The following is a 26,381-nucleotide window of genomic DNA, read 5'->3' as shown; positions in this document are numbered from 1 at the left end:
GTTGATTTTTTATCTTCCCATCCAGCCGCCGTCGACAGTAAGAATGGTACCGTGTACATAGTCCGCTGCTTTTGAAGCAAGGAACACTGCCGGTCCTTTAAAGTCTTCCGGGGTACCCCAGCGTCCTGCGGGGATACGGTCCAAGATGGATTTCGAGCGTTCGGGATCCTCTCGCAGTGCTTCCGTATTATCCGTTGCGATATAGCCCGGCGCAAAACCATTTACATTCACTCCTTTGGAGGCCCATTCATTTGCAAAAGCTTTGACCAATGATCCTATTGCACCTTTGGATGCAGCATATCCCGGAACATTGATACCGCCTTGAAAAGTCAATAACGATGCCGTGAATACGATTTTACCAGTTCCACGTGAAATCATATCTTTTCCAATTTCCCTTGTCAGAATGAATTGAGCATTCTGATTAATTTCAATGATTTCATCCCAATATTCGTCAGGGTGTTCCGCGGCCGGTTTACGAAGGATATTCCCGGCGTTGTTGAATAGGATATCTATTGTCGGATGCTCTGATTTTACTTTTTCAATAAACTTATATAATTCCGTTCTTTTTGAAAAATCACATTGATAAGGATAAAAGTTGCGGCCTAACGCTTGGATAGATCTTTCCACTGCGGAGCCTGTTGCCTCCAACGACGCCGAAACACCGATGATATCCGCTCCCGCTTCCGCTAATGCTTCCGCTATAGCTTTACCTATTCCCCTTTTACAGCCTGTTACCAAAGCGACCTTTCCGGTCAGATCAAAAGATTGCAGTATAGACATTATTTTGCGTATTTTATCGTTAATGGTTGATTTAAGTTATTTCTGAATTCTTTGATATAGGATTGCCATTGATCAAAACTGGTTATTTTACCTGCTTTATTGAATGCTGCTCCGGCAAAATAGATCAAAGGGCTGTTATTTTTGACGGTAGTAGCCAATAAAAACTGTTTTGGACTATCTTTGAATTCATATTTTACTTTGGGTAAGATCACTGCTGTTCCGGTGATTTTATCTCCTTCAGCAGGCTCCCAATAAGCCAAAATACCATTTTTGGGATCGTTTAAGAGCTGCGGTTTATCCTCTTTACGTTTGGCAAGACCAACGACTACAGCTGTACTGCCTGAGGTCGTATTTTTGATTGCATAACTTATTTTGTTCAGCTGGCTTCCCGCATCCAGAGAGACTGTCTTTTCAACTTGTATATGCTGTCCCTTTAAATTTTCTGGCTCATAGATAAGCTTAAATGTAGTGCGTAAAGGACCGTTATCCAGCACTTTGTATTGACGATAATGTTTGTGATAGGTGACCTCCTGGTCAATAAATGGAGTTGCATCTCCTACTCCTAGGGTCTGACCTACAGAATAATAATCTAAACCTTTTCCATGATCGGCATGGTAATCTCCTGTTTTATACCATTCGTCAATAACGAGGTCGTTACTACGTTTAGCCCAAAAATCAAATCCCTGGGCATCCTCAGAGCTGCCTTCCAAAGCTTTTCCATAGGCTCTAAAAGCTGCAATGTCATTTTCCCAGGCAAAGTCATCTTTACGTTCAGGCACGTAACGTGCATATGCCCTGGAAGTAACGGCTTGAGGATTATTTCCAGTTACGCCAAAAGTTAAAGCGCTTTTAGGCGCAATGGAGACTTGTATCAGCACATTTTGGGGTGTTGGCTGTCCTAATTTTTCCAATTGGTAAGCCAGTTCCACTTTATTCTTGCTATCAACAATCGTAAAGACATTTTTCTTCAGTTCGAAATGTTTTTCGAACGTTGCATAAGGAATACTGATCAGCTCTGTTCTAGTTACCGCTGAAGGATTATTTATTGTGATCGTCTTATTATTTTGGGCAAAGGCGATACTTGAAAGCCCCAGCGCTAAACTTAATATGAATGTTCTTTTCATTTGATAACGAATTAAAGAAAAAAGATTAAAGACAGCGTTTGTAAGCGGAGGCTTGACCAACTAATATCTCAAATCTATCATCTAATATCTAAATACTACTTAAGCTCAGTGATAGCACATTTGTCCATGTCATCGTAGTCAAGGTTTTCACCTGCCATACCCCAGATAAATGTATAGTTGGACGTGCCTGCCCCCGAGTGAATTGACCAAGGCGGAGAAATGACCGCTTGATCATTATGCATCCAGAGATGACGCGTTTCATCTATTGGTCCCATAAAATGAGATACTGCCTGACCTTCTGGCAATTCAAAGTAAAAATAAACCTCCATACGACGGTCATGTGTATGCGATGGCATGGTATTCCAAACGGATCCCGGTTTTAACTCTGTCATACCCATTTGTAATTGACAAGTTTGTACAACTTTATTCAATAACATTTGGTTGATGGTACGGTGATTGGCTGTTTCCAATGATCCTAATTCTATTTTATTGGCATCTTCCTTGGTTACCTTTTTTGTGGGATAACTATGGTGAGCTGGGGTTGAGTTTAAATAAAATTTTGCCGGATTTGAACTATCCCGACTCGAGAAATAGATATCTTTTGCACCTTGCCCGATGTAAAGTGCTTCTTTGGTTTTAAGTTCATACAACGTTCCATCTACTTCCACCTGACCATTGCCACCGACATTGATAATACCTAATTCCCTTCTCGAAAGAAAGTAAGGTTCTTTTAATAATTCAGGGATTGTTTCTAATTTGATTTTCGAATTTACGGGCATTGCACCACCAGCCATGTAACGATCATAGTGTGTGTAGACAAAGTTAATTTTATCAGTTTCAAAAACTTTTTCGATTAGAAAATTATCTCTTAATCCTTGTGTATCTAACGTTTTGTATTCTTTAGGCCCGATTGCATAGCGGGATTCAAAATTAATGCTCATAACTGAATGATTTATTTGAAAGCTAAATTTAGGGCTAATATTTATCAAAAGCGATAGAATCTTACGCAAACGATGTCGTACTTAGGTAAATGATCTATCGAGACAAAATTCTTGAGGTTTTTATTTTTCAGATTTGCTAACTTCGTATATGGTAAAGAAAAAACCGAATATTTTAGTTGTTAATGATGATGGTATTACAGCTCCGGGAATTAAGGTGCTGTTGGAAGAAATGCAAAAAATTGGAAATGTGGTTGTCGTGGCGCCGGATTCCGCCCAATCGGGGATGGGGCATGCGATCACGCTTGGTAGACCACTGCGATTAGATAAGATCAACCTCTATGAAGGTGTTGAAATGTATCAATGTTCGGGAACACCAGTAGATTGTGTCAAGCTTGCTGTTAATAAAGTTTTCAAAGGGCAGAAACCAGATATTTGTGTGTCTGGTATAAATCATGGACTCAATAATTCTATCAATGTGCTGTATTCAGGAACAATGTCCGCTGCGGTCGAAGGTGCGATTGAGGGAATACCTTCTGTCGGTTTTTCGCTGGATAATTTTTCTCATGATGCCGACTTCAGCTATTGCCGGCCTTATGTGATTTCCATTACAGAACAAGTTTTGGCCAATGGCCTACCCAAAAATACCTTGCTTAATGTCAATTTTCCGCAAACACAGGGATTTAAAGGCATTAAGATCTGCAGGCAAGCTGGAGGTCATTGGGTAGAGGAGTTTGATGAGCGTATAGACCCGCATAATCGTGATTATTATTGGACTACGGGAAAGTTTGTCTTACAGGATCGTGGCGAGGATACGGATAGTTATGCATTGGCAAATGGTTATGTATCGGTTGTCCCTACGCAATTCGATATGACTGCGCATCATGCTATTCCGGAATTAAATTCATGGAGTTTTGATCATTTGGCTGGCACAGCAAAACACAGTAAGGGTGAAAAATAATATTTGGATAGGTTTGAGCGGAGGAACTGTCTTTCCTTTACTGGCATTTTTGTTGGTACGTTTCACCGATCTTGAACTTCATTTTCTGCCCGAGAAGCCAATGGCAACATATACCATTGCCGTATTGATCAATTTGATTTTTTTAAGGTTTGCGTACCGCTCAGGAAATGATCAAGTAGGGAAAGGGATTATCATGGTGACTTTTTTAGCCATGGTACTTTATCTAATAACACACAAAGTGACTGTATAAAACAAAAGGTAAATATCCGGGCCTACAGCGAAGGTTAGCTACAAGTTTTTTACCGCTCATTTTTTAAACGAAGAATAAAATGAAATTAACATTAGGGTTTTCTCCCTGTCCAAATGATACATTTATTTTTGATGCTTTGATTCATCATAAAATTGATACCAAAGGGTTAGATTTCGATGTCGCCTATCACGATGTCGAAACCTTGAATCTAAAAGCGTTCCAAGGAGAACTGGATATTACCAAATTGAGTTATCATGCTTTTGCTTACGCTGTTGAAGACTATGAGCTGTTGGATGCGGGCAGTGCTTTGGGTTTTGGTGTGGGACCGATGCTGATCACCAAAGATGCGGAATTGGCTAAGGCTCTCCAGGAAAGGTTAAAGAGTGGTCAGGGTTTGGGTGAATATGACAAGTTAAATGTTGGGTATCCGGGTAAGTTTACAACCGCGAATTTTCTATTGGGATTGGCATTTCCCGAATTAACCAATAAAATAGAACTGGTTTTTTCGGAGATTGAAGGGGCTTTATTGGATGGTTCAATCGATTTAGGACTTATTATTCATGAAAATCGTTTTACTTATGCTGAGAAAGGATTGTATAAAGTCGTCGATCTGGGAGAATATTGGGAAAGTACGACAAAATTTCCGATTCCACTGGGCGGGATTGTCGTAAAACGATCATTGCCAAAAGAAATAAAAGATACGCTAAACACAATTTTAAAACAAAGTGTTGAATTTGCCTTTGCTAATCCGAGGTCGGGATTAGAATTTATTCGTAGCCACGCACAGGAAATGAGTGAAGACGTCATGTATAAGCATATTGAACTCTATGTCAATAAATATTCGGTTGAATTAGGCGATGAAGGGCGGGATGCAATTACTAAAATGTTTCAAAAGGCGCAGGAAATGGGCTTTATCCCGCATTCGGATAAGAAACTGTTTCTTTCATAACATCGGTTCCAATAGTTAGTAGTGGTAGAAATAAATCGCATGTTCACGAGCGCTGCCTGTTTGTAGTTAAGTATTGCTATTTTTGATTTGAAGAGGGTGTGCTAAGGATAATAATGGTAAAATAGCAAGAGTACAGTAAATAGTGGAGCGGAGAATAGGGGGCGAAACCTATTGAAAAAAATAACGTAAAAAAAATAGTGGTAAGCTGTTAGATATCATATCTAATAACTAAATTTGCCCGATTAGTGTCAAATTGTCTGCAATTTTACTTTGGAGTCATTATTGTACAAAATCTTTAGTTGAGATAGAAAAAAAATTATGTTAAAGTTTTTAAGTAAATTATTTGGAAGTAAATCCGAAAGAGATATCAAGGGGGTTCAGCCTATTGTAGAGCAAATCAAAGCTGAATATGATAAACTTTCAAATCTAACCAATGACGAGTTACGTGCCAAGACCGCTGACTTCAAAGAAAGAATTAAGAATTACCTTGCAGATATTGACCAAGAAATAGATACGCTAAAAGCAGAAGCGGATCAAGATGAGGACGATATGGCCAAGAAAACTTCTATTTATGAACAAGTGGATAAATTGTCCAAAGATCGTGATAAGAAGTTGGAAGAGGTCTTAAATGATATTTTACCAGAGGCGTTTGCTGTGGTTAAGGAAACTTCAAGACGTTTGACCGAAAATGAAGAACTTGAAGTTACTGCTAGCGATTTTGACAGAGAATTGGCTGTTTACAAGCCAAACGTTATTATTAATGGTGATAAAGCCATTTGGAAAAACAAATGGATGGCTGCTGGTACAGAAGTAACCTGGAACATGGTACACTATGACGTACAGCTGATCGGTGGTATCGTTTTACATAGTGGAAAAATTGCTGAGATGGCTACGGGTGAAGGTAAAACCTTGGTAGGGACATTACCAACGTACCTAAATGCGCTTTCTGGACAAGGGGTACATATCGTAACCGTGAATGATTACCTTGCCCGTCGTGACTCGGAGTGGAATGCACCGTTATTTGAGTTCCACGGTTTATCTGTAGATTGTATTGACAAACATCAACCAAACTCACCACAACGCCGTAAAGCTTACCAATCGGATATCGTATATGGTACGAACAACGAATTTGGTTTCGACTATTTACGTGATAATATGGTTCAGACGCCTGATGCATTGGTGCAAGGTAAATTACATTTTGCCATGGTCGATGAGGTTGACTCGGTTTTAATTGATGATGCCCGTACACCATTGATTATTTCAGGTCCGATCCCGCGTGGCGATCAACATGAATTCTATCAACTGAAACCACGTATTGAGCGTTTGGTACATGTTCAAAAGGCTTACATCAATACCGTATTAAATGATGCTAAAAAAGCATTGGCTGCAGGTGATTCTGATGTTGAAGGGGGTGGTCTTGCTTTATTGAGAGCGTACAGAGGTTTGCCTAAAAACAAAGCGTTAATCAAATTCTTGAGTGAAGGTGCCAATCGTTCTATCTTGCAAAAAGTAGAAAACTACTATATGCAAGAGCAAAATAAAAATATGCCTAAAGTCGATGCAGAACTTTATTTTGTCATCGATGAGAAAAACAATCAGGTCGAACTGACAGAAAAAGGTATCGAATTGATCACAGCGACAGGAGAAGATCCTTCATTCTTTATTTTACCTGATGTAGGTACTGAAATTGCAGAAATCGAAAAGTCTTCGTTGACTTTGGAAGAAAAAGCAGCTCAGAAAGAAGACTTATTGCGCGATTACTCGATCAAAGCTGATCGTATCCACTCAATCAATCAGCTATTGAAAGCATATACCTTGTTTGAGAATGATGTGGAATATATCGTGGATGAAGGTAAAGTGAAAATTGTCGATGAGCAAACCGGCCGTATTATGGATGGTCGTCGCTACTCAGACGGTTTACACCAAGCGATCGAGGCCAAAGAGAATGTGAAAGTCGAAGATGCGACACAAACTTATGCGACGATTACCTTACAGAACTACTTCCGTATGTACCACAAACTTTCGGGTATGACCGGTACTGCTTCAACGGAAGCCGGAGAACTTTGGGAAATTTATAAGTTGGATGTTGTAGAAATCCCTACAAATCGTGTTGCCCAACGGGAAGACCGTCAGGATCTGATTTATCGTACGGCACGTGAAAAATATAATGCAGTAGCAGAGGAAATTCAACGGCTGACAGAACAGGGGCGTCCTGTATTGGTGGGTACAACATCGGTAGAAATTTCCGAGCTCTTGAGCCGGATGCTTCAACTGCGTAAGATCAGACATAATGTATTGAATGCGAAGCTTCACCAAAAAGAAGCAGATATTGTTGCTGAAGCCGGACGTCCGGGACAAGTGACGATCGCGACGAATATGGCTGGTCGTGGTACGGATATTAAATTGACGGAAGAAGTTAAAAATGCAGGTGGTCTTGCAATTATCGGTACAGAACGACACGAATCTCGTCGTGTTGACCGTCAGTTACGCGGTCGTGCAGGTCGTCAGGGAGATCCAGGATCATCACAATTCTTCGTTTCCCTAGAAGATAACTTAATGCGTTTGTTTGCTTCTGAAAGAATCTCCAATATCATGGTGAAAATGGGTGTTGAAGAAGGTGAAGTGATGCAACATAGCATGTTGACCAAATCCATCGAACGAGCACAACGTAAGGTTGAGGAGAATAACTTTGGAATTCGTAAGCGTCTATTGGAATATGACGACGTGATGAATTCACAGCGTACCGTAATCTATTCTAAACGTAAAAATGCATTGTTTGGCGAGCGTTTGGATGTGGATTTGAATAACATGATCTTTGACGTTGCTGAAGAGATTGTCGCTGAAGCGAAGGAGCAAGGCAATTACGAGGACTTCCAAATTGAGGTCATCCGCATTTTTGCCATTACACCGGAAATCACAGCTGAAGAGTTTGCACAAGGAAAAATCGAAGGGCTGACAGATCGTCTTTTTGATCAGACAATCAGAGCTTATCACCATAAAATAGATGCTATCGGTGCTTTGACCGTTCCGGTATTGAATAATGTGTTTGCAGAACGTGGTCAGATTGTTGAAAATGTGGTGATTCCATTTACAGACGGTATCCGTGGTATTCAAGTTTCAGCGAATTTGAAAAAAGCGATTGAGAGCAACGGTAAAGAGGTGTTCAAATCCTTTGAAAAAGGAATTGTATTGGCATTGATCGACGAAGCATGGAAAGAACATTTGCGTGAGATGGATGATCTAAAACAATCTGTTCAAAATGCTGTTTATGAACAAAAGGATCCGATCATTATCTATAAAATGGAAGCCTTTAACTTATTCAAATCTATGTTAGCTGTTATGAATAAGGATGTCGTGAGCTTTATTTTCAAAGGTGAGATTCCCGGACAAGAAACAACCTCATTACAGGCTAGACAAGTGACTCAAGCACCTGTAAAGACAGTTGAGACCAAAGCAGAGTTGATTTCACCAACAGGTGTTAGTGAAGAAGATGTAAATGATGGTCCAAAAGAACCTGTTCGTAACGAGAATACAGTGGGTCGCAATGACGAATGTCCTTGTGGTTCTGGTAAAAAATATAAAAATTGCCACGGCGCAAATAACTAATCGATAAGAAAGGTTAAACTATGCTGAAGAGAGGATTGATTTTCATACATGCACTTGTGCTATTTACGATCGTTCATGTAAAAGCACAGGAAAAGGGTGGAGTTATTGTAACCAAAGATTCTTTGATTACGCAGCTTCAGAATTTTAGGGCAGTAATGGGAATCAATCCTGTCGAAAGCAAAACCACAACAGTGCCTTCTAAACCTGTTGTACGTTCCGCAGCAACAAGAGTCAAGGTGAGAGGCTTTCGCGTCCAGATTTTTGCTGGATCCAGTCGAAACCAAGCTTTTTCGGAGCAAACTCGTTTTCGGGGAATGTATAAAGATGTTGATACCTATATCACTTATGATGAACCCAATTATCGGGTGAAGGTGGGCGACTTTAGAAGTCGTTCCGAAGCGAATGCGTTTATGCGTGAGCTACGTCAATATTTTAGTAACGTTTTCGTATTTTCAGAAAGCGTTTTTGTTTATCAATAAATCAAACAACCTCATGGCAAGTACGAAAGAAAAAGTCCTGGCCTTAGCCCATCAATATTTTGAAGATACAGTCACTAACCGTAGACATCTTCATCAAAATCCTGAACTTTCTTTTGAAGAATATAATACTTCGGCATTTGTAAAGGCGCAGCTGGATCAATTAGGCATCCCTTATGAAGTAAAAGCAGACACAGGTATCGTGGCGTTAATTAAAGGTGAACTCGCTTCAGATGAAGTAATCGCCTTGCGCGCGGATATGGATGCATTACCTATTCAGGAAGTCGAAGGACGACCTTATGGATCCAATACTCCGGGAGTAATGCATGCTTGTGGCCATGATGTACATACGTCCTCGTTGTTGGGAACCGCAAAGATATTACATAGCCTGAAAGCTGAATTTGGTGGGACGGTGAAATTAATCTTTCAGCCCGGAGAAGAACGTTTGCCCGGTGGAGCATCCATTATGATCAAAGAAGGAGCACTCCAAAATCCGGCACCTTCTGCGATAGTAGGCCAGCATGTCATGCCCTTTATTGAAGTGGGCAAAGTCGGCTTTCGTGAAGGCAAATATATGGCTTCCTGTGATGAGTTATTTATGACCGTAAAGGGTCGGGGCGGGCATGGTGCACATCCGCATCAGAATATAGATCCAATTGTGATCACAGCACATATTATTACCGCTTTACAGCAGATAGCAAGCCGTTTTGCGGATCCGCGTACACCGACTGTTCTGTCTTTTGGCAAAATCATCGCTAATGGTGCGACAAATATAGTCCCTGACCAAGTGTATCTCGAAGGTACGTTCCGAACATTCGACGAGCAATGGCGTGCTGAGGCACATGAGACGATGGTAAAAATGGCTGTCGGAATCGCCGAAAGTATGGGCGCTACCTGCGACTTCGAAGTTCGCAAAGGCTATCCATTTTTGATCAATGAGCCTGAACTAACTAGGAGTGCGCGCACTTTTGCAGAGGAATATCTTGGAAAAGAAAATGTCGTGGATTTGGACCTTTGGCCAGCTGCGGAAGATTTTTCTTACTACTCGCAAGAAATCAATGCTTGTTTCTACCGATTAGGTACAGGAAATAAGACGAAAGGAATAACTTCTGCGGTGCATACACCTACATTCGATGTCGATGAATCCTCGCTGGAGGTCGGTACGGGTTTGATGGCTTACATCACCTTGCGCAGATTAGGGTATTAAATCTTTCGAAATGTCATCGCATCATATTGTTCGTGAAAACCAGGAACCTGCTCTGCTGATTGAAGATCTTTTTCTGATTGATGAAGAAAATTTGGGACAACTGCTCGAATGGAGCCCATCTATTGTCATCGAAAATAATCTGGTTGATCAACTGGCTGCGAGAAGATATAAGTTTGATATTGTTTTTGCGCAGAACCATATAGAGCCGCTCCAGGAAAATTTAAAAGTCATCCCGTATCGTGATAATTTTTTACAGTCCGCTATTGAATATCTTGTTGAACATCAGTATAAGGCAGTCAATATTATTACGGATCAAATAAGCCTTGCTCAATATCAGTACTATTTGGACCTGATCAACATCGTATTGTTAACGCAGGGGATGCGCTATTACTTTGTTCGTACTGGATTTACAAAATGGAAAGCAGGCGGCGAACAGCTAAGAATAGATGCCCAAGGCGAAGAAATTACGACAGAAGGTCTGAAAAAAATTGGGGCGGGTCTTTATGAAACAGAAAAGGACGGCTTATTTAAACTAGGATTTTCGAATTCGAAATATATTTTAATAGGAGAGACGATCGCATGATAACGATAGAATTAGCCGAACAGACAGACATCCGTAGTATTTCCAATATGGCTCATATCATATGGCCAGACGCTTATGGAAAAATACTTTCAAAAGAACAGATTGATTTTATGCTGGAGAAAAGCTATACTGTTGAGGGCTTAGCTGAGGGAATGGTAAATGGACAGTTTTTTTATATTTTGAAGGAAGATGGTATCGGCCAGGGCTTTGTTGCACTGAAAACTTTTGCAGACAAACTCCGGATTGAAAAGCTCTATTTGATGCCCGATGTACAGGGAAAAGGTTTCGGGAAAGCTTTGATTGATTTTGCCATGGACAAAGCAAAAACCAAAGGCAAGGATATTCTGGAACTCAATGTCAATAGAAATAACCCTGCTTATCATTTCTATTTAAAGCAGGGCTTTCAGGTTGTCGAAACTGTTGATATTCCCTATTATGATTATGTATTGAATGATTATGTCATGCAACGGGCAATAGATCGTACAGCCTCTTCTTAGTCTTTTAATTTTTCCACACGTGAAGGCGTTTGTTTACCATCCACAATGCCTGAAGTGCCGATAGCGATTGCTTCGATACTGGAAATAATATTTTGAACGTTTAAGGTGGTGACTTCATCCTTTACCGTGTGGTAATATTCATCCTTGTCCATTTGGGATGTAGAAAATGAATGTGCGGGCACACCTTTTGCCGCTAACACGGCATTATCGCTGCGATAGAATAAATTCTGTTTTGTGTAAGGATCAGGATAAAATTTGAAAGTCGTGTTCTTTAGATTTTCCTGCATTAATTTACCTAAATCCGAGTGATCATAGCCTGTTATATAGACCGTATTAGGGCCAAATTTTGAATCTTTTCCGATCATTTCCATGTTGATCATCGCCACGACCTGATCCGCATTGATATGGTTGGAAAAATATTTTGAACCATACATGCCGAGTTCTTCGGCTGTAAATGCCACAAAAATAAGAGTCCTTTCATTGCTGTTTTTCTTTTTGTAGTAATCCGCCAGTGTCAACATCGCTGTTACTCCAGATGCGTCATCATCGGCTCCATTGGCAATTGAATCTTGTCCTACGGCAGGTAATATACCAATATGGTCATAATGCCCGGAAAAGATGACGTACTCATCGGGTTTACTCTTTCCGGGGATAACACCGGCTACATTAAAAAGCGGGAGGTGCTCAAGATCCCGTTCGATATGGATGTGGAGTGTTTTTGGTTTTTCCTTCGTCAGCAGGTAGACTATCGAAGGTCTTTGTGCGCCCGGATCTTCAATAAATTTGGGTTTGTTGAGCATTTCGCCAAAACGAACAAAAGAAGCTTCAAATGAAGGATCTACCAGTACAAGCGTATTTTCTTTGGATAGGGAATGCTCCCGAAAGGCCTGGGAGAAATCTGCTCCGGATGCGATATAAACGACTTTCACAGAACTTTTTTCATCCCATTTGAGCGTTACGTGGTTACCCAACGATATGATATGCTCAGCGGGAACAGCCTTTTTATTGATCGTCGCGACGTAGCTTTTGGGTGAGAGCTTGTCCAGCTGGAATGTTTGCCTGAAAGATTCTTCGGCGTAGGGCTTGAGACCTATTTTTTGCATCTCCCCTGCGATAAAATCTGCCGCTGGCTCAATGTCTTTTGTCAGAGCCGATCGTCCACGCATATCATCCGAGGCCAAGGTATTTAAGATACGGTCCACATCCTGACGCTGTTGTTCAGAAATCACTTGCTGTCCAAAAGTAATGGAAGATAGGGCAACTAATGCGAATGTTAAAAATATTTTGGGTATCGAATTCATAACGTTAGTAATGTTCGGATGAAGATACTGATTTCGCCCGTAATTTTTGTGGAAATTCGTGCTATCCGCCAACTAAGGCTTATTATCTTTACCCTTAAGGCGATAAAAGTTGAAATGAAGGTTGTCATTGCCCTTCAGGAAAAAGATGCATTCAATAAAACTTTCGTGGTTCCCTTGAATGAGCAACAGGCACGAATGTTCTTGATGACCTTTGAAGACAGACAATTCAGAAAAAAATGTAGTATATTTGATTATAAATTTTTTGACAATGAAAGAAGTATCTGTACAGGAATTAAAGAATAAGATCGATAACAATGAAGATTTTCAATTGATTGATGTGCGTGAGTCATTTGAATATGAGGTTTCAAATTTGAACGGTTTGAATATTCCACTATCAGGGATCCTGATCGAGGCAGATAAAATCGCCAAAGACAAACCTGTTATCGTTCAATGTCGTTCTGGAAAACGTTCAGCGCAGGCAATTATGTTATTGGAACAACAAGGTTTTGATAATCTTGCAAATTTAAAAGGCGGCATCTTGGCCTGGAAAGAGGAAATCGATCCAGAGTTAGACGTTTATTAATATGAAAAACTTAGAGCATCAGACTAAACAGGCTTTCTTGTTTAGTCTTGCTTTTTATATCGTAGCCCTATTCGCCCGGCTATTTAGCTTAGGTATTTTCCCCATATTAGGCAGTCTTTCTATTCTATTATCCCTTTTGTGGGTGATATTGGTCTTACGGGAAATTATGCTTTCCAGGACAATTCCCAATAGTGAGAGGATGTTGATGGCACTGGCTATCGTACTGCTCAATATTATCGGTGGAGCTTTCTATTTCTTTGGTGGATGGAGACAACGGGTATTGGGATTAACAAAAAAGTAATATGACAAAATATTTTATACTGAATATTGTATTGAACTTGGCCATTGTATTTTTGGCGTATTGTGGATTTGAAGGATATAAAGCCGGAAATATGCTGGTGACCGGATTGTCAATCGCATTTTTGGTGGTACTTATTTACCTTAAGGTTGTCTTAAGCAAACGCATAAAAGTGATGATTCAGGAGAAAGATCGCGAGAAAAAGCAGCAATATGCCAATAAGCAGGCGAAGGGAAAAAATAAATAGAAGCGAGTTTCTTACTTAAAATATATAAAAAGAGCAGAAAATGACCATTTTCTGCTCTTTTTATATATTATTGCTCTCTACTCCTGTTATTATTTTACAAAAGGAGGTTTTGTTACTTTTGCTTTCACTTTTTGATTGCGGATATGGATAAAAATATCTGTACCGTCTTTTGCGAAGGCAGTATCTACGTAACCCAAACCAACCGATTTTTTCAATGTCGGAGATTGCGTTCCGGAAGTAACCCGACCGATTACATTGCCATCAGCATCTACTATTTCATAATCATGTCGTGGGATGCCTCTGTCGATCATTTCAAAACCAACCAGTTTCTTTTTAAGTCCGGCTTCTTTTTCGGCTTTAAGTGCAGCGGAGTTGACAAAGTCTTTCGTGAACTTCGTTACCCAACCTAACCCAGCCTCTAAAGGCGAAGTATTGTCGTCGATGTCATTTCCATAAAGGCAGAAACCCATTTCTAACCGTAAAGTATCGCGGGCACCCAATCCGATCGGTTTGATTCCGTAAGCTTTTCCGGCTTCAAAAATAGCGTCCCAAACTTTTTGTGCATCTTCATTGGCCACGTAAATCTCGAAACCACCGGCACCGGTATATCCTGTAGCGGATACCAATACGTTATCTACCCCGGCAAAAGTACCTTTGGCAAAGGTATAGTATTCCATTGGCGCAAGCTCGATATCTGTCAGCGATTGTAAGGCATCCGCTGCTTTAGGGCCCTGAACGGCAAATAAAGAAGTCTGGCCAGAAATATTTTTCATTTCCACACCATCGGTATTGTATTTGGAAATCCAGTTCCAGTCTTTTTCAATATTGGACGCATTGACAACCAAAAAATAGGTATTATCGTCGATTCGGTATGTTAGAAAATCGTCTACTACACCGCCAGTTTCGTTTGGAATATAAGCATATTGGACTTTACCGTCATATAATTTCGACACGTCGTTTGAAGAGATTTTTTGAAGAAGATCCAGGGCCTTTTCACCTTTGAGGATGAATTCACCCATGTGGCTTACATCAAAAACTCCCACACCTGTACGAACTGTTTCGTGCTCATCATTGATACCGGTATATTGTACTGGCATGTTGAAGCCTGCGAAGGGAACCATCTTTGCTCCTAAAGCAATGTGCGTCTCCGAAAGGGCAGTATTTTTTAACATAAAAATTAAGTTTTAATCAGTTGCAAATTTAATAAAATATACGTGATTCCTAGCTTTGAATCTATTTTAGAACAAACGATTTAATTCGTTACATTCAACGAATAAACAGTCAGTTCAGCGTCTTCTGTATCCGTATCTTCGCATAGCAGGAAAATTAAACCCTTATCAGTTTTCTCCTTGAAGGTAATGCCCTCAAATTTATGATTTCCGGGGATCTGGAATACTTCCGGCCCGGAAGACAGATCAGCGGATATTTTTCCAAGTAATGACCCAGCGATCTCGCCGTCAAGATAGGTCGATTTCGCATCCTCCGCGGTCGCGATGAAATAAATGTCTTCACCGACCAGTGCGGCATCCGAAAAACCGGTGCTGATTCCCTTTATCGTCGGTAATTCGACTGGAATACACCGCGATTTATCTTCAGCTTTACCATTGTATTCTAAAATTGCATTGATTCCTTGTGGGCCATTGCCCCGATTAAACAACAATATCCGGTCATCAATATGAACCACCCCCTCGATGTTAAAGTCATCTTTACTGATCTTAAATTTCTGCATTAAATGCGCGTAGATTTTGCTGTAGTCTTCCTTTACAACCTCTTTTCCATCCCAAATAAAACGATTGTTTCTTTTTTCAGTGGATCCCGATCCATAGAGGTAGTAACGGTTGCCATCGAAAGTAATGGATTCAAGATCCATTTTATTCGCTTTGCTGATGTTTTCCATGGGCTCAGCTTCCAATAAGGCTGTTTTGGATAAGCGTTGCTGAGCGAGGTTGTAGCTATACAGGTAATTGCTGTTGTCCGAGACAATATGAAGCTCATCATTATGGTAGACAATACCAGATGCCGCCGTGATACCAGATATGCTAATAAATGCTTCGAGAATTAATTTTAACATCATTCGTGTATGTTTAAGATTCCAAGTACTTTCTGGAAATCGGATTGGACCGGAGCGGTTACATGGATGGTCTCGCCCGACAAAGGGTGTTTGAAGGTCACTTCCGAAGCATGCAATAGCATGGTATCCATCTGGTAGTTCTCTTTCCAGAATTTGTTTTGTTTATTGCAGCCATGCGGACGATCGCCGATAATGGGGTAAAAGATATGCGCAAAGTGACGCCGTAATTGATGCATGCGACCTGTAAGTGGATTGGCTTCAACAAGACTGTACCTTGACGTTGGAAATTTCCCGAAAGGGATATCGAGTTCACTCTTTGCTAATAATCGGAACGATGTCTGTGCATCTTGTAATGTGCCATTTTCCTTTTTCAAAGGATAGTCGATAACCCCTTCCTCAGGCGCAAATCCTCGGAGCACGGCAAGGTATTTTTTATCAATTTGATGTTCCTGAAAGCTTTTTTGTAGGTATTGATCCGTTTCTTTGTTCAGCGAAAACAAAAGAACCCCGCCAGTTTTACGGTCCAGGCGATGAGCAGGGTATACGGTTTTGCCCAGCTGGTCACGTAGTAGTTGAAGGGCAAATTCGGATGTGTCACGCGCAATGGATGAACGATGTACCAAAAGACCATGCGGCTTATTGATCGCCACAATGGATTCATCTTCGTAAAGAATTTCTAAGGACATATTAGATTTTTTTCAATGCAGCAATAATTTCATCTGCTTTTTCATCAATCTTGGGGCTCAGCCAAATCTGTTTAAACGCGCCACCACCGATAATCTGTTCTGTGCCTTGCCATTTGATCTTGGTAAGGGAAAAAAGATAATAATTGTCTATAACAACGGAATTCTGGACAAAATCGTCTACTAATTTGTTGCCGAAAAGTTGCATTCCCAATCCGAAAAAAGCCTGGTCTTTTGCATGAAGTTGACTTTTTAGTAATTGCTCAGCCTTTGCACGGACAATTTTTTCATGTTCCTCTTTGCTCGGGTTTGTCAGTATAGCCGCCAGCATGATGACAATCAGAAGCAGGGCAAATATTCTTTTTTTGCTCATTTTTTAATGCTTAAATTAGTGTTGAGAGACCGTGTCACAACTGGATCTACCGCTATCAAAATTATTAAATAGATATTAGATATGCACAATTGTTTTTATATCGAGGCTGTGCAGCGAAGGAAAACGGTGTGAAAAGGGTGGATCTTAGAAAGAAATTCCATTTAACAGCGAAAATGCCCAGGAAAAGAAAGTCCAGATCAGGTAACAAGTAGCAGTTATTAAGATAAATAGGATCAATACGATTGTTAGGATAATACCGATGCCCGAACCTTTGTGCCGGCCCTCGTAATAGTGCTCACGCAGCAGTTTGATGTTCTTTTCATTGGCTTTGCTGTAAAAGTCGAAAATATTACCAAGGAAAGGGATGCTTCCTAAGATCGCATCAAGGCTGATATTAAGCAGCATACGGATCACTAATTTAGGACTTGCCCCATTCCGCCACATGGCGATGACCAGGACAAGTGATGTACCGAAACCGGCAATAGCTCCGCCTAAGGGAATCAAATTCAAAATTGGATCCAGTCCGAACCGGAAGTTGCCAATCTTGAATTGATTATCCATTAACCAAGATATTCGGTTGATCCAACCGAAATCTTGGTCTATTTGTTTCTTTTTATCTTCTGGAGATAATTCCCTCTGCATGATTATAATAACTCAAATGAAGCGCTGATTTCACTTGTTACTTTCATTGGTCTGATATTAAGGTCAAGACCGCTTCCACTGGCGTCGTCTGCCGATTCAGCCATGGCTCCTTTATACATTGCATTACGCATAACGGGTTGAACACCAAAGATAATCTGCTGCGGAGTCTCAGAAAGCACGATAGCCTTACCAATTTTTTGTCCAGCTGCTTCAGCGAGAATCTGCGCGTTGGCTTTGGCATCTAATACTGCTTTCGTTTTTAAGGTCTTTTCGAGCTCTTTTTTCTTCGAGTAATCGTATTCACTGATGTAAGTGTTCTGAATGCCTGCTCTATCAACACCGTCCAACAATTGGTCTAAATTATTTAGGTTAGTGACCTTAATGCGGTATTGTCTAGAAAGCAGAATATCGGTATCCTTTTTCTTTTTTTCCGGTGTATTGTAGCTCCAGATATTCTGGATCGTAAAATCTTCTTTTTTAACACCGGCTTTCGTTGCTGAATCAAACAGGTCTTTTTCTAACTTGTCTATGGCAACCTTTTTCTTGGTGTTTCCATTGTCATAAAATTCCTTCAGTGTAACATCTATATAGATGATGTCCGGGGTTACTTCTTCCTCTGCGCGACCCACTGTGGATACAAATTCTTTATTTACCATTTGTTGAGCATTTAGTGTTGTCATCAAACCTAAAAAAGTCAGTCCTAATAATATTTTTTTCATGTTTTACTATCTTAAAGTTATTATAATAATACGATTGCTATTATCGCATTGCTACAAGATTGGAGCCAAAGTAGACAAAATAGTTTAACGGATAAAAAAAATAAAAACGTTAAGATTTTTGATTTTATTTCTATACCTTTAGGGAAATTAATAAAATAGTGCCATGCAAGAAGGTAAAGTAAAATTCTTTAATGAGACCAAAGGTTTCGGTTTCATCATCCCTAATTCAGGCGAGAGCGAGATTTTTGTTCACGTTTCTGGATTAATTGACAAAGTTCGTGAGAATGACAATGTATCTTACGAAGTTGAACAAGGCCGTAAAGGTCTTAATGCGGTAAATGTAAGAGTTATCTAATTAGATTCAAGATATATTTATTGTGAAAAGGCCCATGCGATAAGCATGGGCTTTTTTATTGAAATAAAATTTGGACTGATAATTGCATAAATGTTTCAAATAGATGTTTAACATGAAACGTACTTTAATAGTAATCCTTTCTGTGGTGATGGCAATTTCAATGTCCGCATGTTATTCCACCCATCATGGGCATAGACATGGGCGTGGACCAAAAGGTATGCCTCCAGGTCAGGCAAAAAAATATTATGGAGAACAATCAGCTAAAGATTTTGCTCCGGGACAACAGAAGAAAAAGAAACATAGACATTGATCTCGCTGAATTTCACTTTCGCTGAAAATTTCGCAATCGCAAGACAAAAAAGAGCTTTCATTTTAATGAAAGCTCTTTTTTGTTCCGTTAGAACGACCTATGCAAATGGATCTTTATCTGCAGGAGGTGTTGAAGATGCAGGAGGCGTTTGTGAATTTCCAAACGGATCATTGTTCCCCGTATTTTGTGTTGGCTGTGAACTTCCAAATGGGTCCTTCGATTGTGTAGAGCCAAATGGATCTTGTGGTTGATTGAATGGGTGATTTATCCCATTTTCCTCAGCTTTTGGATCAGGTCCATATTGATTGGGGCCTTTATCGCCTTCTATAACCAATAAATAAATCAAGTATAAATTGACAAATGGTATAAGTGCCAATAATAAAAACCAGCCAGATTTATTCGTATCATGTAGTCTCCGTACAGCAACAGCAATGCCCGGAATAAGCAATGCTAAACTTATTAGACCAGAGATATAAGAAAATAAACTTGCGATTTGGCCTAGTATACCGAATACGACCCCGATGAGAAGATTTGCCAGAAAAAACATCCAGTACTCTTTCCGACGGGCACGTCCATTAAAGTTTGCATAGTTATCTCTTACAACTTTTAAAAACCAATCTTTAATTTCCATATAATTTTAAGATTTTTAGGTGAAAAATATGTGTTAGTAAATCAAATGTAATTTAAATGATTTTGTTACAATAAATGTACCAAGAATTATCTGATGGAACAATTAATATGGCAATGCTAATGTAAACAATTTAATCCTAGTATAAAAAGAGGTCTGAGCTTAGTTGTTCATTTACAGGTTGTTGACGGTATACCTACTATTGCTCCGGAGTGATACATTTATATTTTGCCGGTACAGAACTTAAAATGGCGGCAATGTGATACTACCGAAAGATTTCCTCCAATATATACAACGATTTTATTTCCCTAAAATTTGTGCGGTGAAGGCGGTAGAAATCGAGTAGTTTTTCCAATAAAAATTGCCTGTCTGTACTTGACATTCTGATACGGTCACAATTTGAATATTCAGCTTCGGTTAGGCTCCGAAAAATTGATGTGTGGGGTTCCTGAAGGACGAATGGATGTTCCGGAAGTAGATTTGAAAACGTTGCTTCATGTAGGTTAAAATAAGGAAGAGCTCGTTTGGAAACCGTTGGGTAAAACCCTAGAAAGCGAGTCAGTTTGATTAGAAATAACAGATGAAAATTGGCGAGATTTAAATGAGTTTCATCTAACCATCGGACAGACTGATGGATGAATTCAAATAAATAAGGATCACTTTCCTGTTCTTTCAATATTTTGTACAGGATTTCATTTAAGAACAGGGCAAGCGAGCTTTTTATAATATCGTAAGGTATTTCCTGTAATACCGGTGTTTGTCGGGCTTCGGAAATACGTTGTAATGATCCGTTATCCTTATGAGTTGCAATAATTTCAAGTAGATGCAACGGTTGTAAGATATTGGCTTTGATTTTAGCCTTTGGCTTACGTGCGCCGGCAATGAGGTACGATTGCATACCAAAAGATTCGGTGTATATCTGTGCAACGAGGCTGCTTTCCGAATAATTCGTTGTTTTTAAGACGATACCTCTAGTTTTGTTCAGCATCCCCTTCCTTTTCTTTTTTATGAATTTCCTCCTTATGAGCCTCTTCGCGCATTTCAATAATTGCATCGCGGTCCACTTTTCGAATCATTCGATAGATTAATGTGAGGAAACCAATACCGAATGTAATAACGCCGATGATCATCGCCAATTTGTACCAATTGGATCGTTGTTCCATGAGGTAATAACCCAGGACGACGAATAACACACCGATGATTATTTCTCTTAAGCCCTTGCGAAGATATTTATTCATAAATGTGAATTGTTGAAAACTATTTTTGTTTACAGAGCAAATATAATACAATAAAATGCTTTATTTTTGCTCATACCCTTTCTGTGCAGAACTATTTTTTAAAATAATTCCTATAATGTTGTTGCTTATCTAAAAAAAAATATAGATATTTGCAAACTCTTTGCAGAGAGTGCAAAGGATTAACATATTGTAATAAAGACAACAAAAAAGATAATATCATGTCAAGAATTTGTGATTTAACAGGCAAAGCGGCGTTAACAGGAAATAACGTTTCTCACTCAAACGTTAAAACTAAACGTAAATTCTATCCAAATTTACAAACTAAACGTTTTTACATTCCAGAAGAAGATCGTTGGATTACGTTGAAAGTATCTACTTCTGCTATCAAAACTATCAACAAGAACGGTATTACAGCTGCGATCAATAAATTTATCGTTAAAGGATCAATTTAATATTGATTTATCGCCTGTTACATTAAGATTATTCATGAATTTGAATCCTATATTTAGGATTCAAAATAAAGTAAAACAATGGCTAAAAAAGGAAATAGAGTACAAGTTATCTTAGAATGTACTGAACACAAAGAAAGTGGTCTTCCGGGAATGTCTCGTTACATCACTACTAAAAACAAAAAGAACACAACTGAGCGTTTAGAGCTAAAAAAATTCAATCCAGTATTGAGAAAAGTTACTGTTCATAAAGAAATTAAGTAATTCACCCATCTTAGCACTTGCAATAGAGGGCTGAGTAAAAATATTTAAATACCATGGCAAAGAAAGCAGTTGCATCGTTACAAAAAGGTGGCGGTAAAGAATTTACAAAGGTTATTGTTACTACTAAATCTGCAAAAACTGGCGCGTATACTTTCAAAGAAGGTATGGTTCACAACGATAAAGTGAAAGACGTCCTTGCAGAAGCTCAAAAAAATAACTAGTAGCATTTTCCTTTTTTAAAGTTTTTCTTTAAAAAGAATTCGATAAAAATAGCCGTTTTGGTATCCTACCGAAAGGGCTTTTTTTGTTGAGGACATTTGTTTATATTTGGACATCAATTTTCACTAAACACTCCATGGGATTATTTGATTTTTTTAAGAAAAAGCCGCAAACACAAGAAGAAGAGCAAGCCTTAGACAAGGGTTTGGAAAAAACCAAAGAAGGATTTCTTTCCAAGATAACGAAAGCTGTAGTGGGTAAATCTACTGTGGATGACGATGTGCTTGATAATTTGGAAGAAGTTTTGGTTACTTCTGATGTAGGGGTTACGACGACTTTAAAAATCATAGACCGCATACAAGCGCGTGTTGCCCGAGATAAATACGTCTCTACTTCAGAGCTAAACAATTTACTAAAAGAAGAGATTCAGACCTTACTTGCCGAAAATAACAGCTCAGATTTTGAAAACTTCAATTACGGAGATCATAAACCTTATGTCATTATGGTCGTCGGAGTGAATGGCGTTGGTAAGACGACAACAATAGGCAAACTTGCCCATCAGCTCAAGCAAGCTGGAAGTAAAGTCGTGTTAGGTGCAGCAGATACATTTCGCGCTGCGGCTGTAGATCAGCTTAAGTTATGGGGCGAGCGTGTTGGAGTGCGCGTTGTGGCACAGGCAATGGGTTCAGATCCCGCTTCGGTCGCTTACGATACGGTTAAGTCTGCTGTTGCAAATGGGGACGATGTCTGTATTATTGATACGGCAGGCCGTCTACATAATAAGGTTGGTCTAATGAATGAATTGACCAAGATTAAAAACGTCATGCAAAAAGTCGTTCCCGGCGCTCCGCATGAAATTTTATTGGTCTTAGATGCTTCTACAGGTCAAAATGCCATAGAACAATGTACGCAATTTACCCAGGCGACTGATGTAAACGCATTGGCACTGACGAAATTGGATGGAACAGCCAAAGGCGGTGTTGTTATAGGGATATCCGATCAGTTCAAAATTCCAGTGAAATACATCGGTGTAGGCGAAAAAATAGGCGATCTCCAATTATTTAATAAAAAGGAATTTGTAGACTCCCTTTTCAAATAGAAAATTAAAATTATTGTCAGAAATAAGGTTGTCATTCTTTGCTATGCATGATGATTAATCAGATTGAGGAAATAGATGGACATGTTTAAGACCTTGTTTCCTTAGTCAGGAGTTCCTTTTTGTTTCTAGACAAACCCTTCTAATCATATGAAGACAAAATACACGAAACCTGTCCCACTGATCAATAAACCACGTGTCAACGTCGTTACTTTGGGCTGTTCGAAAAATATTCACGATAGTGAAGTGCTGATGGGCCAGTTGAAAGGTAATCAGATGGAGGTAGTTCATGAAGCCTCCAATATCCAGGCGAATGATATTGTTGTCATCAATACCTGTGGCTTTATTGACAATGCTAAGCAGGAATCTATTGATACAATATTACAATATTCAGAATTAAAGGACCAAGGCAAGATCAATAAAGTAATTGTCACAGGATGCCTTTCTGAACGTTATAAACCCGAACTACAAGCTGAAATCCCTAGTGTGGACGCTTATTTTGGGACAAATGATTTGCCAGACTTACTATCCTCTATCGGAGCTGACTATCGCCATGAATTGCTCGGTGAGCGTTTATTGACTACGCCATCACACTTTTCGTATTTTAAGATCGCGGAAGGTTGTAACCGCCCATGTTCATTCTGTGCAATACCATTAATGCGTGGTAAGCATGTTTCCAAATCAATTGATGACTTGGTTAAGGAAGCGAAATTTTTGGCATCAAATGGAACCAAAGAATTAATTTTAATAGCGCAAGATTTAACCTATTATGGATTAGATATCTATGGGAAACGTAATCTTTCAGACCTGATGCGTCATTTATCAGATGTGGACGGCATTGAGTGGATTCGTTTACAATATGCTTACCCTTCTGGTTTTCCAATGGATATTTTGGATGCAATGAACGAGCGTTCTAACATCTGTAATTATTTGGATATGCCGTTACAGCATATTTCCGATCCGATGTTGAAGTCTATGCGTAGAGGGACAACCAAACAGAAACAGATCGACCTTGTCAATGCGATCCGGGACAAAGTGCCTGATATCGCGTTGCGTACGACATTAATCTGCGGATACCCCGACGAGACCGAGCAGGATTTTCAAGAGATGTTGGAATGGGTGGAGGAAACTCGTTTTGACCGTTTGGGCTGTTTTACCTATTCCCATGAGGAAAAGACCCATGCCCATACCTTGGAGGATAATGTTCCACAAGAAATAAAAGAAGAACGAGTTGAGGCTATCATGGAGGTTCAACAAGGCATTTCTTATGAGATTAATCAATCGAAAGTCGGTAATACCTATAAAGTGCTGGTTGATCGTGTGGATGGAGATTATTTTATCGGACGGACAGAATATGATTCTCCGGAAGTGGACAATGAGGTCTTGATTTCGGCAGCTGATTCCTATGCGCGGATCGGCGATTTTGTTCAGATAAAAATAGATCGTGCGGAGGATTTCGATCTCTATGGCGAAATTGTCAAAAAATAAGACGCAATTTGACCGATAAATTTCATTAAGAATATAAGGAAGAGCCTCCCGAAATACAAGGGAGGCTCTTTTTTTGAATAGTCTGTTTTTTATTGACTCGTAATTTTTCATTGGGGCATCAATGAGTTCGCTAGGCTCGGTTATTGGTCAGGGAGAACCTTCTTTGGATTTATGTCGCTGTGCCTGCGAAAGTATGAGGGTTTTATTTGAACATTTGTCAATTGAATGATATAATTTAAAAGTGGGATGAGCTTTTTATTAAAAATCATTATTTTGTCTGCCCAAACTAAATACATTTGTATATCGTACAATAAGCATATATGAAAGCAACTTATATTGAATACAGTGAGACAAATAGTTTTTCCAAAACATTGCTGGCCTATCTGGCTCATGACGAGATGCTGAAACCATTTGTCGGTCATTGGCCCACGTTTGACGGATTTGCGAAGCAATTGCAGGAAAAGAAGCCTTTTGATCACCGTGCTATCCTGGTGGAGCGCCTTAAAGCTCAATATGCTGCACTGCTGAACGATTCCCCGATTGTAGCTGAAAATATAGATTTGTTGTTACAGGAGAATACGTATACGATTACTACGGGGCATCAGTTGAATATCTTTACAGGACCCTTATACTTTATATTTAAGATCATGACCGCAATACGTCTGTCAGAGGACCTGCGTGCCAGACATCCGGACAAAAACTTTATCCCGGTATATTGGATGGCTACTGAAGACCATGATTTTGAAGAAATTAATCATACAAAAGTCTACGGAAAGAAAATTGCCTGGGAAATACCTGCGGTATCGGCTACAGGGCGTATGGATACAGCTTCAATTGTCGATGCAGTAAAGCAGTACACCAATATCCTTGGTCTTTCGGACAATTCAGCCAAGCTCACGGGTATTGTGGAACAAGCATACCTGAAGCACACGAGGTTGGCTGAAGCGACACGTTATATGGTGAACGAACTTTTTAAAGCCTATGGTCTTTTGATTATTGATGCCGATGATAAAGAACTGAAGGAGTTATTTAAACCTATTATCAAAACGGATATTTTATCCGAAAATAGCTTTAGAGCGATCACGGACAGGTCGAAAGAACTAGAATCAAAGGGTTTTTCCACACAGGTGCATGCGCGGGAGATCAACTTCTTTTATCTGACCGATGAATTTAGAGAACGCTTGGTTCTGACTGCAGACGGCCGATATGAGGTGCTGCATCAAAATATATATTTTACCAAGGAAGAGCTGGAAAAAGAAATAGATGCCTATCCTGAGCGTTTTAGTCCCAATGTGGTAATGCGTCCAATGTATCAGGAAATTATCCTTCCTAATTTAGCCTATATCGGTGGTGGTGCTGAAATGGTCTATTGGATGCAACTGAAATCTAATTTTGATCAGTACCAAATAGACTTCCCCATCCTGATTCCTCGAAATTCAGCAATGATTACCGAAGATAATGTGGCCGCGAAGCTTTTCCGTGTTGATCTAACCTTCAAAAGTATCTTCCGGCCAGCAGAGGTTTTGAAGAAGGAATATGTGCGTCGTCATACCAAGGAAAGATTAAACCTTAATGATGAATGGATGGAACTGAATGCGATCTTTGGAAAGATAAGATTACGTACACACAAAATTGATCCGAGTCTGGGACCCAGCACCGAGGCGATAAAAGCTCGCTTGAAAAAGGCGATGAACAACCTGGAAAAAAAGTTGATGAAAGCAGAAAAACGAAACCATGAGCATGCATTGGCAGATATAGACAATGTAAAAGAAAAGCTCTTTCCCGGAGGGGGACTACAGGAGCGATCGGAAAACTTTGCCTTGTTGTATGTAAAATATGGTGATAACCTCTTTAGAGATCTTTATAAGTACTTTAATCCCCTGGATTTTAAATTTACAATCTTATATTAAAGTCAGTATTTTACTGACTTTTTTTATGATTAATCCTCTCTTGTCTTTGCTTTTTACTTCGTTATTTTTCCTTATTATGTTTTGTGATCTTTTGTTTATAATTTCATAATATTTCGTTTAGCTTCTGTTAATACTG

Annotated in this window: 33 protein-coding genes; 20 read left to right on the top strand and 13 right to left on the bottom strand. The window is 39.6% G+C overall.

Annotated elements, in window-relative coordinates:
- Positions 1-9 precede the first annotated feature (9 nt).
- From B4A24_RS05405 to kduI, 3 genes are all read right to left on the bottom strand, one after another.
- Positions 10-774, bottom strand: coding sequence for an SDR family NAD(P)-dependent oxidoreductase (locus B4A24_RS05405; protein ID WP_293943516.1), 765 nt, complete (start codon positions 772-774; stop codon positions 10-12).
- Positions 775-779: 5 nt separating this feature from the next.
- Positions 780-1,904, bottom strand: a complete 1,125-nt coding sequence (locus tag B4A24_RS05400) for a DUF4861 family protein (RefSeq protein WP_293943361.1) — start codon at positions 1,902-1,904, stop codon at positions 780-782.
- A 95-nt stretch (positions 1,905-1,999) separates the two neighbouring features.
- Complete coding sequence (gene kduI / locus B4A24_RS05395) at positions 2,000-2,845, bottom strand: 5-dehydro-4-deoxy-D-glucuronate isomerase (RefSeq protein WP_293943359.1); 846 nt, start codon at positions 2,843-2,845, stop codon at positions 2,000-2,002.
- Positions 2,846-2,993: 148 nt separating this feature from the next.
- Between kduI and surE the strand changes: the two genes are divergently transcribed.
- From surE to B4A24_RS05355, 8 genes are all read left to right on the top strand, one after another.
- On the top strand, positions 2,994-3,803 hold the full coding sequence (gene surE, locus B4A24_RS05390; RefSeq protein WP_288811125.1) for a 5'/3'-nucleotidase SurE: 810 nt from the start codon (positions 2,994-2,996) through the stop codon (positions 3,801-3,803).
- Positions 3,793-4,053, top strand: a complete 261-nt coding sequence (locus B4A24_RS05385; protein WP_293943354.1) for a hypothetical protein — start codon at positions 3,793-3,795, stop codon at positions 4,051-4,053. Before surE ends, B4A24_RS05385 begins: the two co-directional genes overlap by 11 nt.
- 79 nt (positions 4,054-4,132) lie before the next feature.
- Positions 4,133-5,002, top strand: coding sequence for a 1,4-dihydroxy-6-naphthoate synthase (locus tag B4A24_RS05380; protein ID WP_293943352.1), 870 nt, complete (start codon positions 4,133-4,135; stop codon positions 5,000-5,002).
- A 318-nt stretch (positions 5,003-5,320) separates the two neighbouring features.
- The gene (gene secA, locus B4A24_RS05375) at positions 5,321-8,608 is read left to right on the top strand and encodes a preprotein translocase subunit SecA (protein WP_293943350.1); all 3,288 of its coding nucleotides are present in this window, start codon (positions 5,321-5,323) and stop codon (positions 8,606-8,608) included.
- Between the two features lie 20 nt (positions 8,609-8,628).
- Positions 8,629-9,087, top strand: a complete 459-nt coding sequence (locus B4A24_RS05370) for an SPOR domain-containing protein (protein WP_293943348.1) — start codon at positions 8,629-8,631, stop codon at positions 9,085-9,087.
- A 13-nt stretch (positions 9,088-9,100) separates the two neighbouring features.
- Positions 9,101-10,291 (top strand): M20 metallopeptidase family protein, encoded by a 1,191-nt coding sequence (locus tag B4A24_RS05365; protein WP_293943347.1) that lies wholly within the window; start codon positions 9,101-9,103, stop codon positions 10,289-10,291.
- A gap of 10 nt (positions 10,292-10,301) precedes the next feature.
- The gene (locus B4A24_RS05360; RefSeq protein WP_293943345.1) at positions 10,302-10,874 is read left to right on the top strand and encodes a thiamine diphosphokinase; all 573 of its coding nucleotides are present in this window, start codon (positions 10,302-10,304) and stop codon (positions 10,872-10,874) included.
- Positions 10,871-11,371, top strand: a complete 501-nt coding sequence (locus B4A24_RS05355) for a GNAT family N-acetyltransferase (protein WP_293943343.1) — start codon at positions 10,871-10,873, stop codon at positions 11,369-11,371. The genes B4A24_RS05360 and B4A24_RS05355 overlap by 4 nt, the downstream gene beginning before the upstream one ends.
- Here B4A24_RS05355 and B4A24_RS05350 read toward each other — a convergent pair.
- Complete coding sequence (locus tag B4A24_RS05350) at positions 11,368-12,672, bottom strand: M20/M25/M40 family metallo-hydrolase (protein WP_293943341.1); 1,305 nt, start codon at positions 12,670-12,672, stop codon at positions 11,368-11,370. The two genes, B4A24_RS05355 and B4A24_RS05350, sit on opposite strands and share 4 nt — an antisense overlap.
- 18 nt (positions 12,673-12,690) lie before the next feature.
- Between B4A24_RS05350 and B4A24_RS05345 the strand changes: the two genes are divergently transcribed.
- From B4A24_RS05345 to B4A24_RS05330, 4 genes are read left to right on the top strand one after another with little or no spacing between them, the layout of a single operon-like run.
- Entirely contained in the window at positions 12,691-12,975 is a 285-nt protein-coding gene (locus B4A24_RS05345; protein ID WP_293943339.1) for a hypothetical protein, read from the top strand.
- Positions 12,941-13,255 carry a rhodanese-like domain-containing protein gene (locus B4A24_RS05340; RefSeq protein ID WP_070562591.1) on the top strand — a complete coding sequence of 105 codons (315 nt, stop codon included), beginning with the start codon at positions 12,941-12,943 and terminating at the stop codon, positions 13,253-13,255. Before B4A24_RS05345 ends, B4A24_RS05340 begins: the two co-directional genes overlap by 35 nt.
- Before the next feature lies 1 nt (position 13,256).
- Complete coding sequence (locus B4A24_RS05335) at positions 13,257-13,556, top strand: hypothetical protein (RefSeq protein WP_108635386.1); 300 nt, start codon at positions 13,257-13,259, stop codon at positions 13,554-13,556.
- A gap of 1 nt (position 13,557) precedes the next feature.
- Positions 13,558-13,800, top strand: coding sequence for a DUF6358 family protein (locus B4A24_RS05330; protein ID WP_293943336.1), 243 nt, complete (start codon positions 13,558-13,560; stop codon positions 13,798-13,800).
- Between the two features lie 89 nt (positions 13,801-13,889).
- Here the strand turns inward: B4A24_RS05330 and gcvT are convergent, their stop codons facing one another.
- The 6 genes from gcvT to B4A24_RS05300 all read right to left on the bottom strand — a co-directional run bounded on the left by gcvT (position 13,890) and on the right by B4A24_RS05300 (position 18,288).
- Entirely contained in the window at positions 13,890-14,972 is a 1,083-nt protein-coding gene (gene gcvT / locus B4A24_RS05325) for a glycine cleavage system aminomethyltransferase GcvT (RefSeq protein WP_293943334.1), read from the bottom strand.
- Between the two features lie 80 nt (positions 14,973-15,052).
- Positions 15,053-15,874 (bottom strand): DUF6929 family protein, encoded by an 822-nt coding sequence (locus tag B4A24_RS05320; protein WP_293943332.1) that lies wholly within the window; start codon positions 15,872-15,874, stop codon positions 15,053-15,055.
- The gene (locus tag B4A24_RS05315) at positions 15,871-16,557 is read right to left on the bottom strand and encodes a pseudouridine synthase (RefSeq protein WP_108635382.1); all 687 of its coding nucleotides are present in this window, start codon (positions 16,555-16,557) and stop codon (positions 15,871-15,873) included. Before B4A24_RS05315 ends, B4A24_RS05320 begins: the two co-directional genes overlap by 4 nt.
- 1 nt (position 16,558) lies before the next feature.
- The gene (locus B4A24_RS05310; protein WP_293943328.1) at positions 16,559-16,927 is read right to left on the bottom strand and encodes a hypothetical protein; all 369 of its coding nucleotides are present in this window, start codon (positions 16,925-16,927) and stop codon (positions 16,559-16,561) included.
- 144 nt (positions 16,928-17,071) lie between these two features.
- Positions 17,072-17,569, bottom strand: a complete 498-nt coding sequence (locus B4A24_RS05305; RefSeq protein WP_293943326.1) for a DUF4112 domain-containing protein — start codon at positions 17,567-17,569, stop codon at positions 17,072-17,074.
- Between the two features lie 2 nt (positions 17,570-17,571).
- Positions 17,572-18,288 carry an SIMPL domain-containing protein gene (locus B4A24_RS05300; RefSeq protein ID WP_293943324.1) on the bottom strand — a complete coding sequence of 239 codons (717 nt, stop codon included), beginning with the start codon at positions 18,286-18,288 and terminating at the stop codon, positions 17,572-17,574.
- A gap of 163 nt (positions 18,289-18,451) precedes the next feature.
- On the opposite strand from B4A24_RS05300, the gene B4A24_RS05295 reads away from it, so the two are divergent.
- Both B4A24_RS05295 and B4A24_RS05290 read left to right on the top strand, forming a co-directional pair.
- The gene (locus B4A24_RS05295) at positions 18,452-18,643 is read left to right on the top strand and encodes a cold-shock protein (protein WP_104384719.1); all 192 of its coding nucleotides are present in this window, start codon (positions 18,452-18,454) and stop codon (positions 18,641-18,643) included.
- A 112-nt stretch (positions 18,644-18,755) separates the two neighbouring features.
- The gene (locus tag B4A24_RS05290) at positions 18,756-18,953 is read left to right on the top strand and encodes a quinol oxidase subunit 4 (protein ID WP_108635502.1); all 198 of its coding nucleotides are present in this window, start codon (positions 18,756-18,758) and stop codon (positions 18,951-18,953) included.
- A 97-nt stretch (positions 18,954-19,050) separates the two neighbouring features.
- Here the strand turns inward: B4A24_RS05290 and B4A24_RS05285 are convergent, their stop codons facing one another.
- The 3 genes from B4A24_RS05285 to B4A24_RS05275 all read right to left on the bottom strand — a co-directional run bounded on the left by B4A24_RS05285 (position 19,051) and on the right by B4A24_RS05275 (position 20,819).
- Positions 19,051-19,584, bottom strand: a complete 534-nt coding sequence (locus tag B4A24_RS05285) for a DUF805 domain-containing protein (protein WP_293943320.1) — start codon at positions 19,582-19,584, stop codon at positions 19,051-19,053.
- Positions 19,585-19,846: 262 nt separating this feature from the next.
- The gene (recO, locus tag B4A24_RS05280) at positions 19,847-20,569 is read right to left on the bottom strand and encodes a DNA repair protein RecO (protein ID WP_293943318.1); all 723 of its coding nucleotides are present in this window, start codon (positions 20,567-20,569) and stop codon (positions 19,847-19,849) included.
- Positions 20,553-20,819 (bottom strand): signal peptidase, encoded by a 267-nt coding sequence (locus B4A24_RS05275; RefSeq protein ID WP_293943316.1) that lies wholly within the window; start codon positions 20,817-20,819, stop codon positions 20,553-20,555. Before B4A24_RS05275 ends, recO begins: the two co-directional genes overlap by 17 nt.
- Positions 20,820-21,037: 218 nt before the next feature.
- Here B4A24_RS05275 and rpmB point away from each other — a divergent pair, with 218 nt between their 5' ends.
- From rpmB to bshC, 6 genes are all read left to right on the top strand, one after another.
- Positions 21,038-21,271 (top strand): 50S ribosomal protein L28, encoded by a 234-nt coding sequence (rpmB, locus tag B4A24_RS05270; protein WP_046672597.1) that lies wholly within the window; start codon positions 21,038-21,040, stop codon positions 21,269-21,271.
- A gap of 78 nt (positions 21,272-21,349) precedes the next feature.
- Complete coding sequence (gene rpmG / locus B4A24_RS05265) at positions 21,350-21,532, top strand: 50S ribosomal protein L33 (protein ID WP_002998409.1); 183 nt, start codon at positions 21,350-21,352, stop codon at positions 21,530-21,532.
- Between the two features lie 53 nt (positions 21,533-21,585).
- Positions 21,586-21,753, top strand: a complete 168-nt coding sequence (locus B4A24_RS05260) for a DUF4295 domain-containing protein (protein WP_104384714.1) — start codon at positions 21,586-21,588, stop codon at positions 21,751-21,753.
- Positions 21,754-21,887: 134 nt separating this feature from the next.
- Positions 21,888-22,850: a signal recognition particle-docking protein FtsY gene (gene ftsY, locus B4A24_RS05255; protein ID WP_293943313.1), complete on the top strand. Its 963-nt coding sequence runs from the start codon at positions 21,888-21,890 to the stop codon at positions 22,848-22,850.
- Positions 22,851-22,997: 147 nt separating this feature from the next.
- Complete coding sequence (gene rimO / locus B4A24_RS05250) at positions 22,998-24,335, top strand: 30S ribosomal protein S12 methylthiotransferase RimO (protein WP_172392573.1); 1,338 nt, start codon at positions 22,998-23,000, stop codon at positions 24,333-24,335.
- 320 nt (positions 24,336-24,655) lie between these two features.
- Entirely contained in the window at positions 24,656-26,245 is a 1,590-nt protein-coding gene (gene bshC, locus B4A24_RS05245; RefSeq protein WP_293943311.1) for a bacillithiol biosynthesis cysteine-adding enzyme BshC, read from the top strand.
- Positions 26,246-26,381: the final 136 nt, after the last annotated feature.

It is taken from the genome of Sphingobacterium sp. UBA7249, assembly GCF_002472835.1.
Taxonomy (GTDB): domain Bacteria; phylum Bacteroidota; class Bacteroidia; order Sphingobacteriales; family Sphingobacteriaceae; genus Sphingobacterium; species Sphingobacterium prati.
Note: the sequence above shows the minus strand (reverse complement) of the source record. Positions and strands in the feature narration are given on the sequence as shown.

Coding starts and splice junctions, on each gene's coding strand:
- rpmG (WP_002998409.1), top strand. CDS start 21,350: ATGGCTAAAAAAGGAAATAGAGTACAAGTTATCTTAGAATGTACTGAA.
- B4A24_RS05260 (WP_104384714.1), top strand. CDS start 21,586: ATGGCAAAGAAAGCAGTTGCATCGTTACAAAAAGGTGGCGGTAAAGAA.
- B4A24_RS05355 (WP_293943343.1), top strand. CDS start 10,871: ATGATAACGATAGAATTAGCCGAACAGACAGACATCCGTAGTATTTCC.
- rpmB (WP_046672597.1), top strand. CDS start 21,038: ATGTCAAGAATTTGTGATTTAACAGGCAAAGCGGCGTTAACAGGAAAT.
- B4A24_RS05380 (WP_293943352.1), top strand. CDS start 4,133: ATGAAATTAACATTAGGGTTTTCTCCCTGTCCAAATGATACATTTATT.
- B4A24_RS05365 (WP_293943347.1), top strand. CDS start 9,101: ATGGCAAGTACGAAAGAAAAAGTCCTGGCCTTAGCCCATCAATATTTT.
- B4A24_RS05345 (WP_293943339.1), top strand. CDS start 12,691: ATGAAGATACTGATTTCGCCCGTAATTTTTGTGGAAATTCGTGCTATC.
- B4A24_RS05320 (WP_293943332.1), bottom strand. CDS start 15,874: ATGATGTTAAAATTAATTCTCGAAGCATTTATTAGCATATCTGGTATC.
- B4A24_RS05350 (WP_293943341.1), bottom strand. CDS start 12,672: ATGAATTCGATACCCAAAATATTTTTAACATTCGCATTAGTTGCCCTA.
- B4A24_RS05290 (WP_108635502.1), top strand. CDS start 18,756: ATGAAACGTACTTTAATAGTAATCCTTTCTGTGGTGATGGCAATTTCA.
- B4A24_RS05295 (WP_104384719.1), top strand. CDS start 18,452: ATGCAAGAAGGTAAAGTAAAATTCTTTAATGAGACCAAAGGTTTCGGT.
- B4A24_RS05370 (WP_293943348.1), top strand. CDS start 8,629: ATGCTGAAGAGAGGATTGATTTTCATACATGCACTTGTGCTATTTACG.
- B4A24_RS05400 (WP_293943361.1), bottom strand. CDS start 1,904: ATGAAAAGAACATTCATATTAAGTTTAGCGCTGGGGCTTTCAAGTATC.
- B4A24_RS05305 (WP_293943326.1), bottom strand. CDS start 17,569: ATGCAGAGGGAATTATCTCCAGAAGATAAAAAGAAACAAATAGACCAA.
- kduI (WP_293943359.1), bottom strand. CDS start 2,845: ATGAGCATTAATTTTGAATCCCGCTATGCAATCGGGCCTAAAGAATAC.
- B4A24_RS05285 (WP_293943320.1), bottom strand. CDS start 19,584: ATGGAAATTAAAGATTGGTTTTTAAAAGTTGTAAGAGATAACTATGCA.
- recO (WP_293943318.1), bottom strand. CDS start 20,569: ATGCTGAACAAAACTAGAGGTATCGTCTTAAAAACAACGAATTATTCG.
- surE (WP_288811125.1), top strand. CDS start 2,994: ATGGTAAAGAAAAAACCGAATATTTTAGTTGTTAATGATGATGGTATT.
- rimO (WP_172392573.1), top strand. CDS start 22,998: ATGAAGACAAAATACACGAAACCTGTCCCACTGATCAATAAACCACGT.
- B4A24_RS05275 (WP_293943316.1), bottom strand. CDS start 20,819: ATGAATAAATATCTTCGCAAGGGCTTAAGAGAAATAATCATCGGTGTG.
- B4A24_RS05315 (WP_108635382.1), bottom strand. CDS start 16,557: ATGTCCTTAGAAATTCTTTACGAAGATGAATCCATTGTGGCGATCAAT.
- B4A24_RS05340 (WP_070562591.1), top strand. CDS start 12,941: ATGAAAGAAGTATCTGTACAGGAATTAAAGAATAAGATCGATAACAAT.
- B4A24_RS05360 (WP_293943345.1), top strand. CDS start 10,302: ATGTCATCGCATCATATTGTTCGTGAAAACCAGGAACCTGCTCTGCTG.
- bshC (WP_293943311.1), top strand. CDS start 24,656: ATGAAAGCAACTTATATTGAATACAGTGAGACAAATAGTTTTTCCAAA.
- gcvT (WP_293943334.1), bottom strand. CDS start 14,972: ATGTTAAAAAATACTGCCCTTTCGGAGACGCACATTGCTTTAGGAGCA.
- ftsY (WP_293943313.1), top strand. CDS start 21,888: ATGGGATTATTTGATTTTTTTAAGAAAAAGCCGCAAACACAAGAAGAA.
- B4A24_RS05310 (WP_293943328.1), bottom strand. CDS start 16,927: ATGAGCAAAAAAAGAATATTTGCCCTGCTTCTGATTGTCATCATGCTG.
- B4A24_RS05330 (WP_293943336.1), top strand. CDS start 13,558: ATGACAAAATATTTTATACTGAATATTGTATTGAACTTGGCCATTGTA.
- secA (WP_293943350.1), top strand. CDS start 5,321: ATGTTAAAGTTTTTAAGTAAATTATTTGGAAGTAAATCCGAAAGAGAT.
- B4A24_RS05300 (WP_293943324.1), bottom strand. CDS start 18,288: ATGAAAAAAATATTATTAGGACTGACTTTTTTAGGTTTGATGACAACA.
- B4A24_RS05335 (WP_108635386.1), top strand. CDS start 13,257: ATGAAAAACTTAGAGCATCAGACTAAACAGGCTTTCTTGTTTAGTCTT.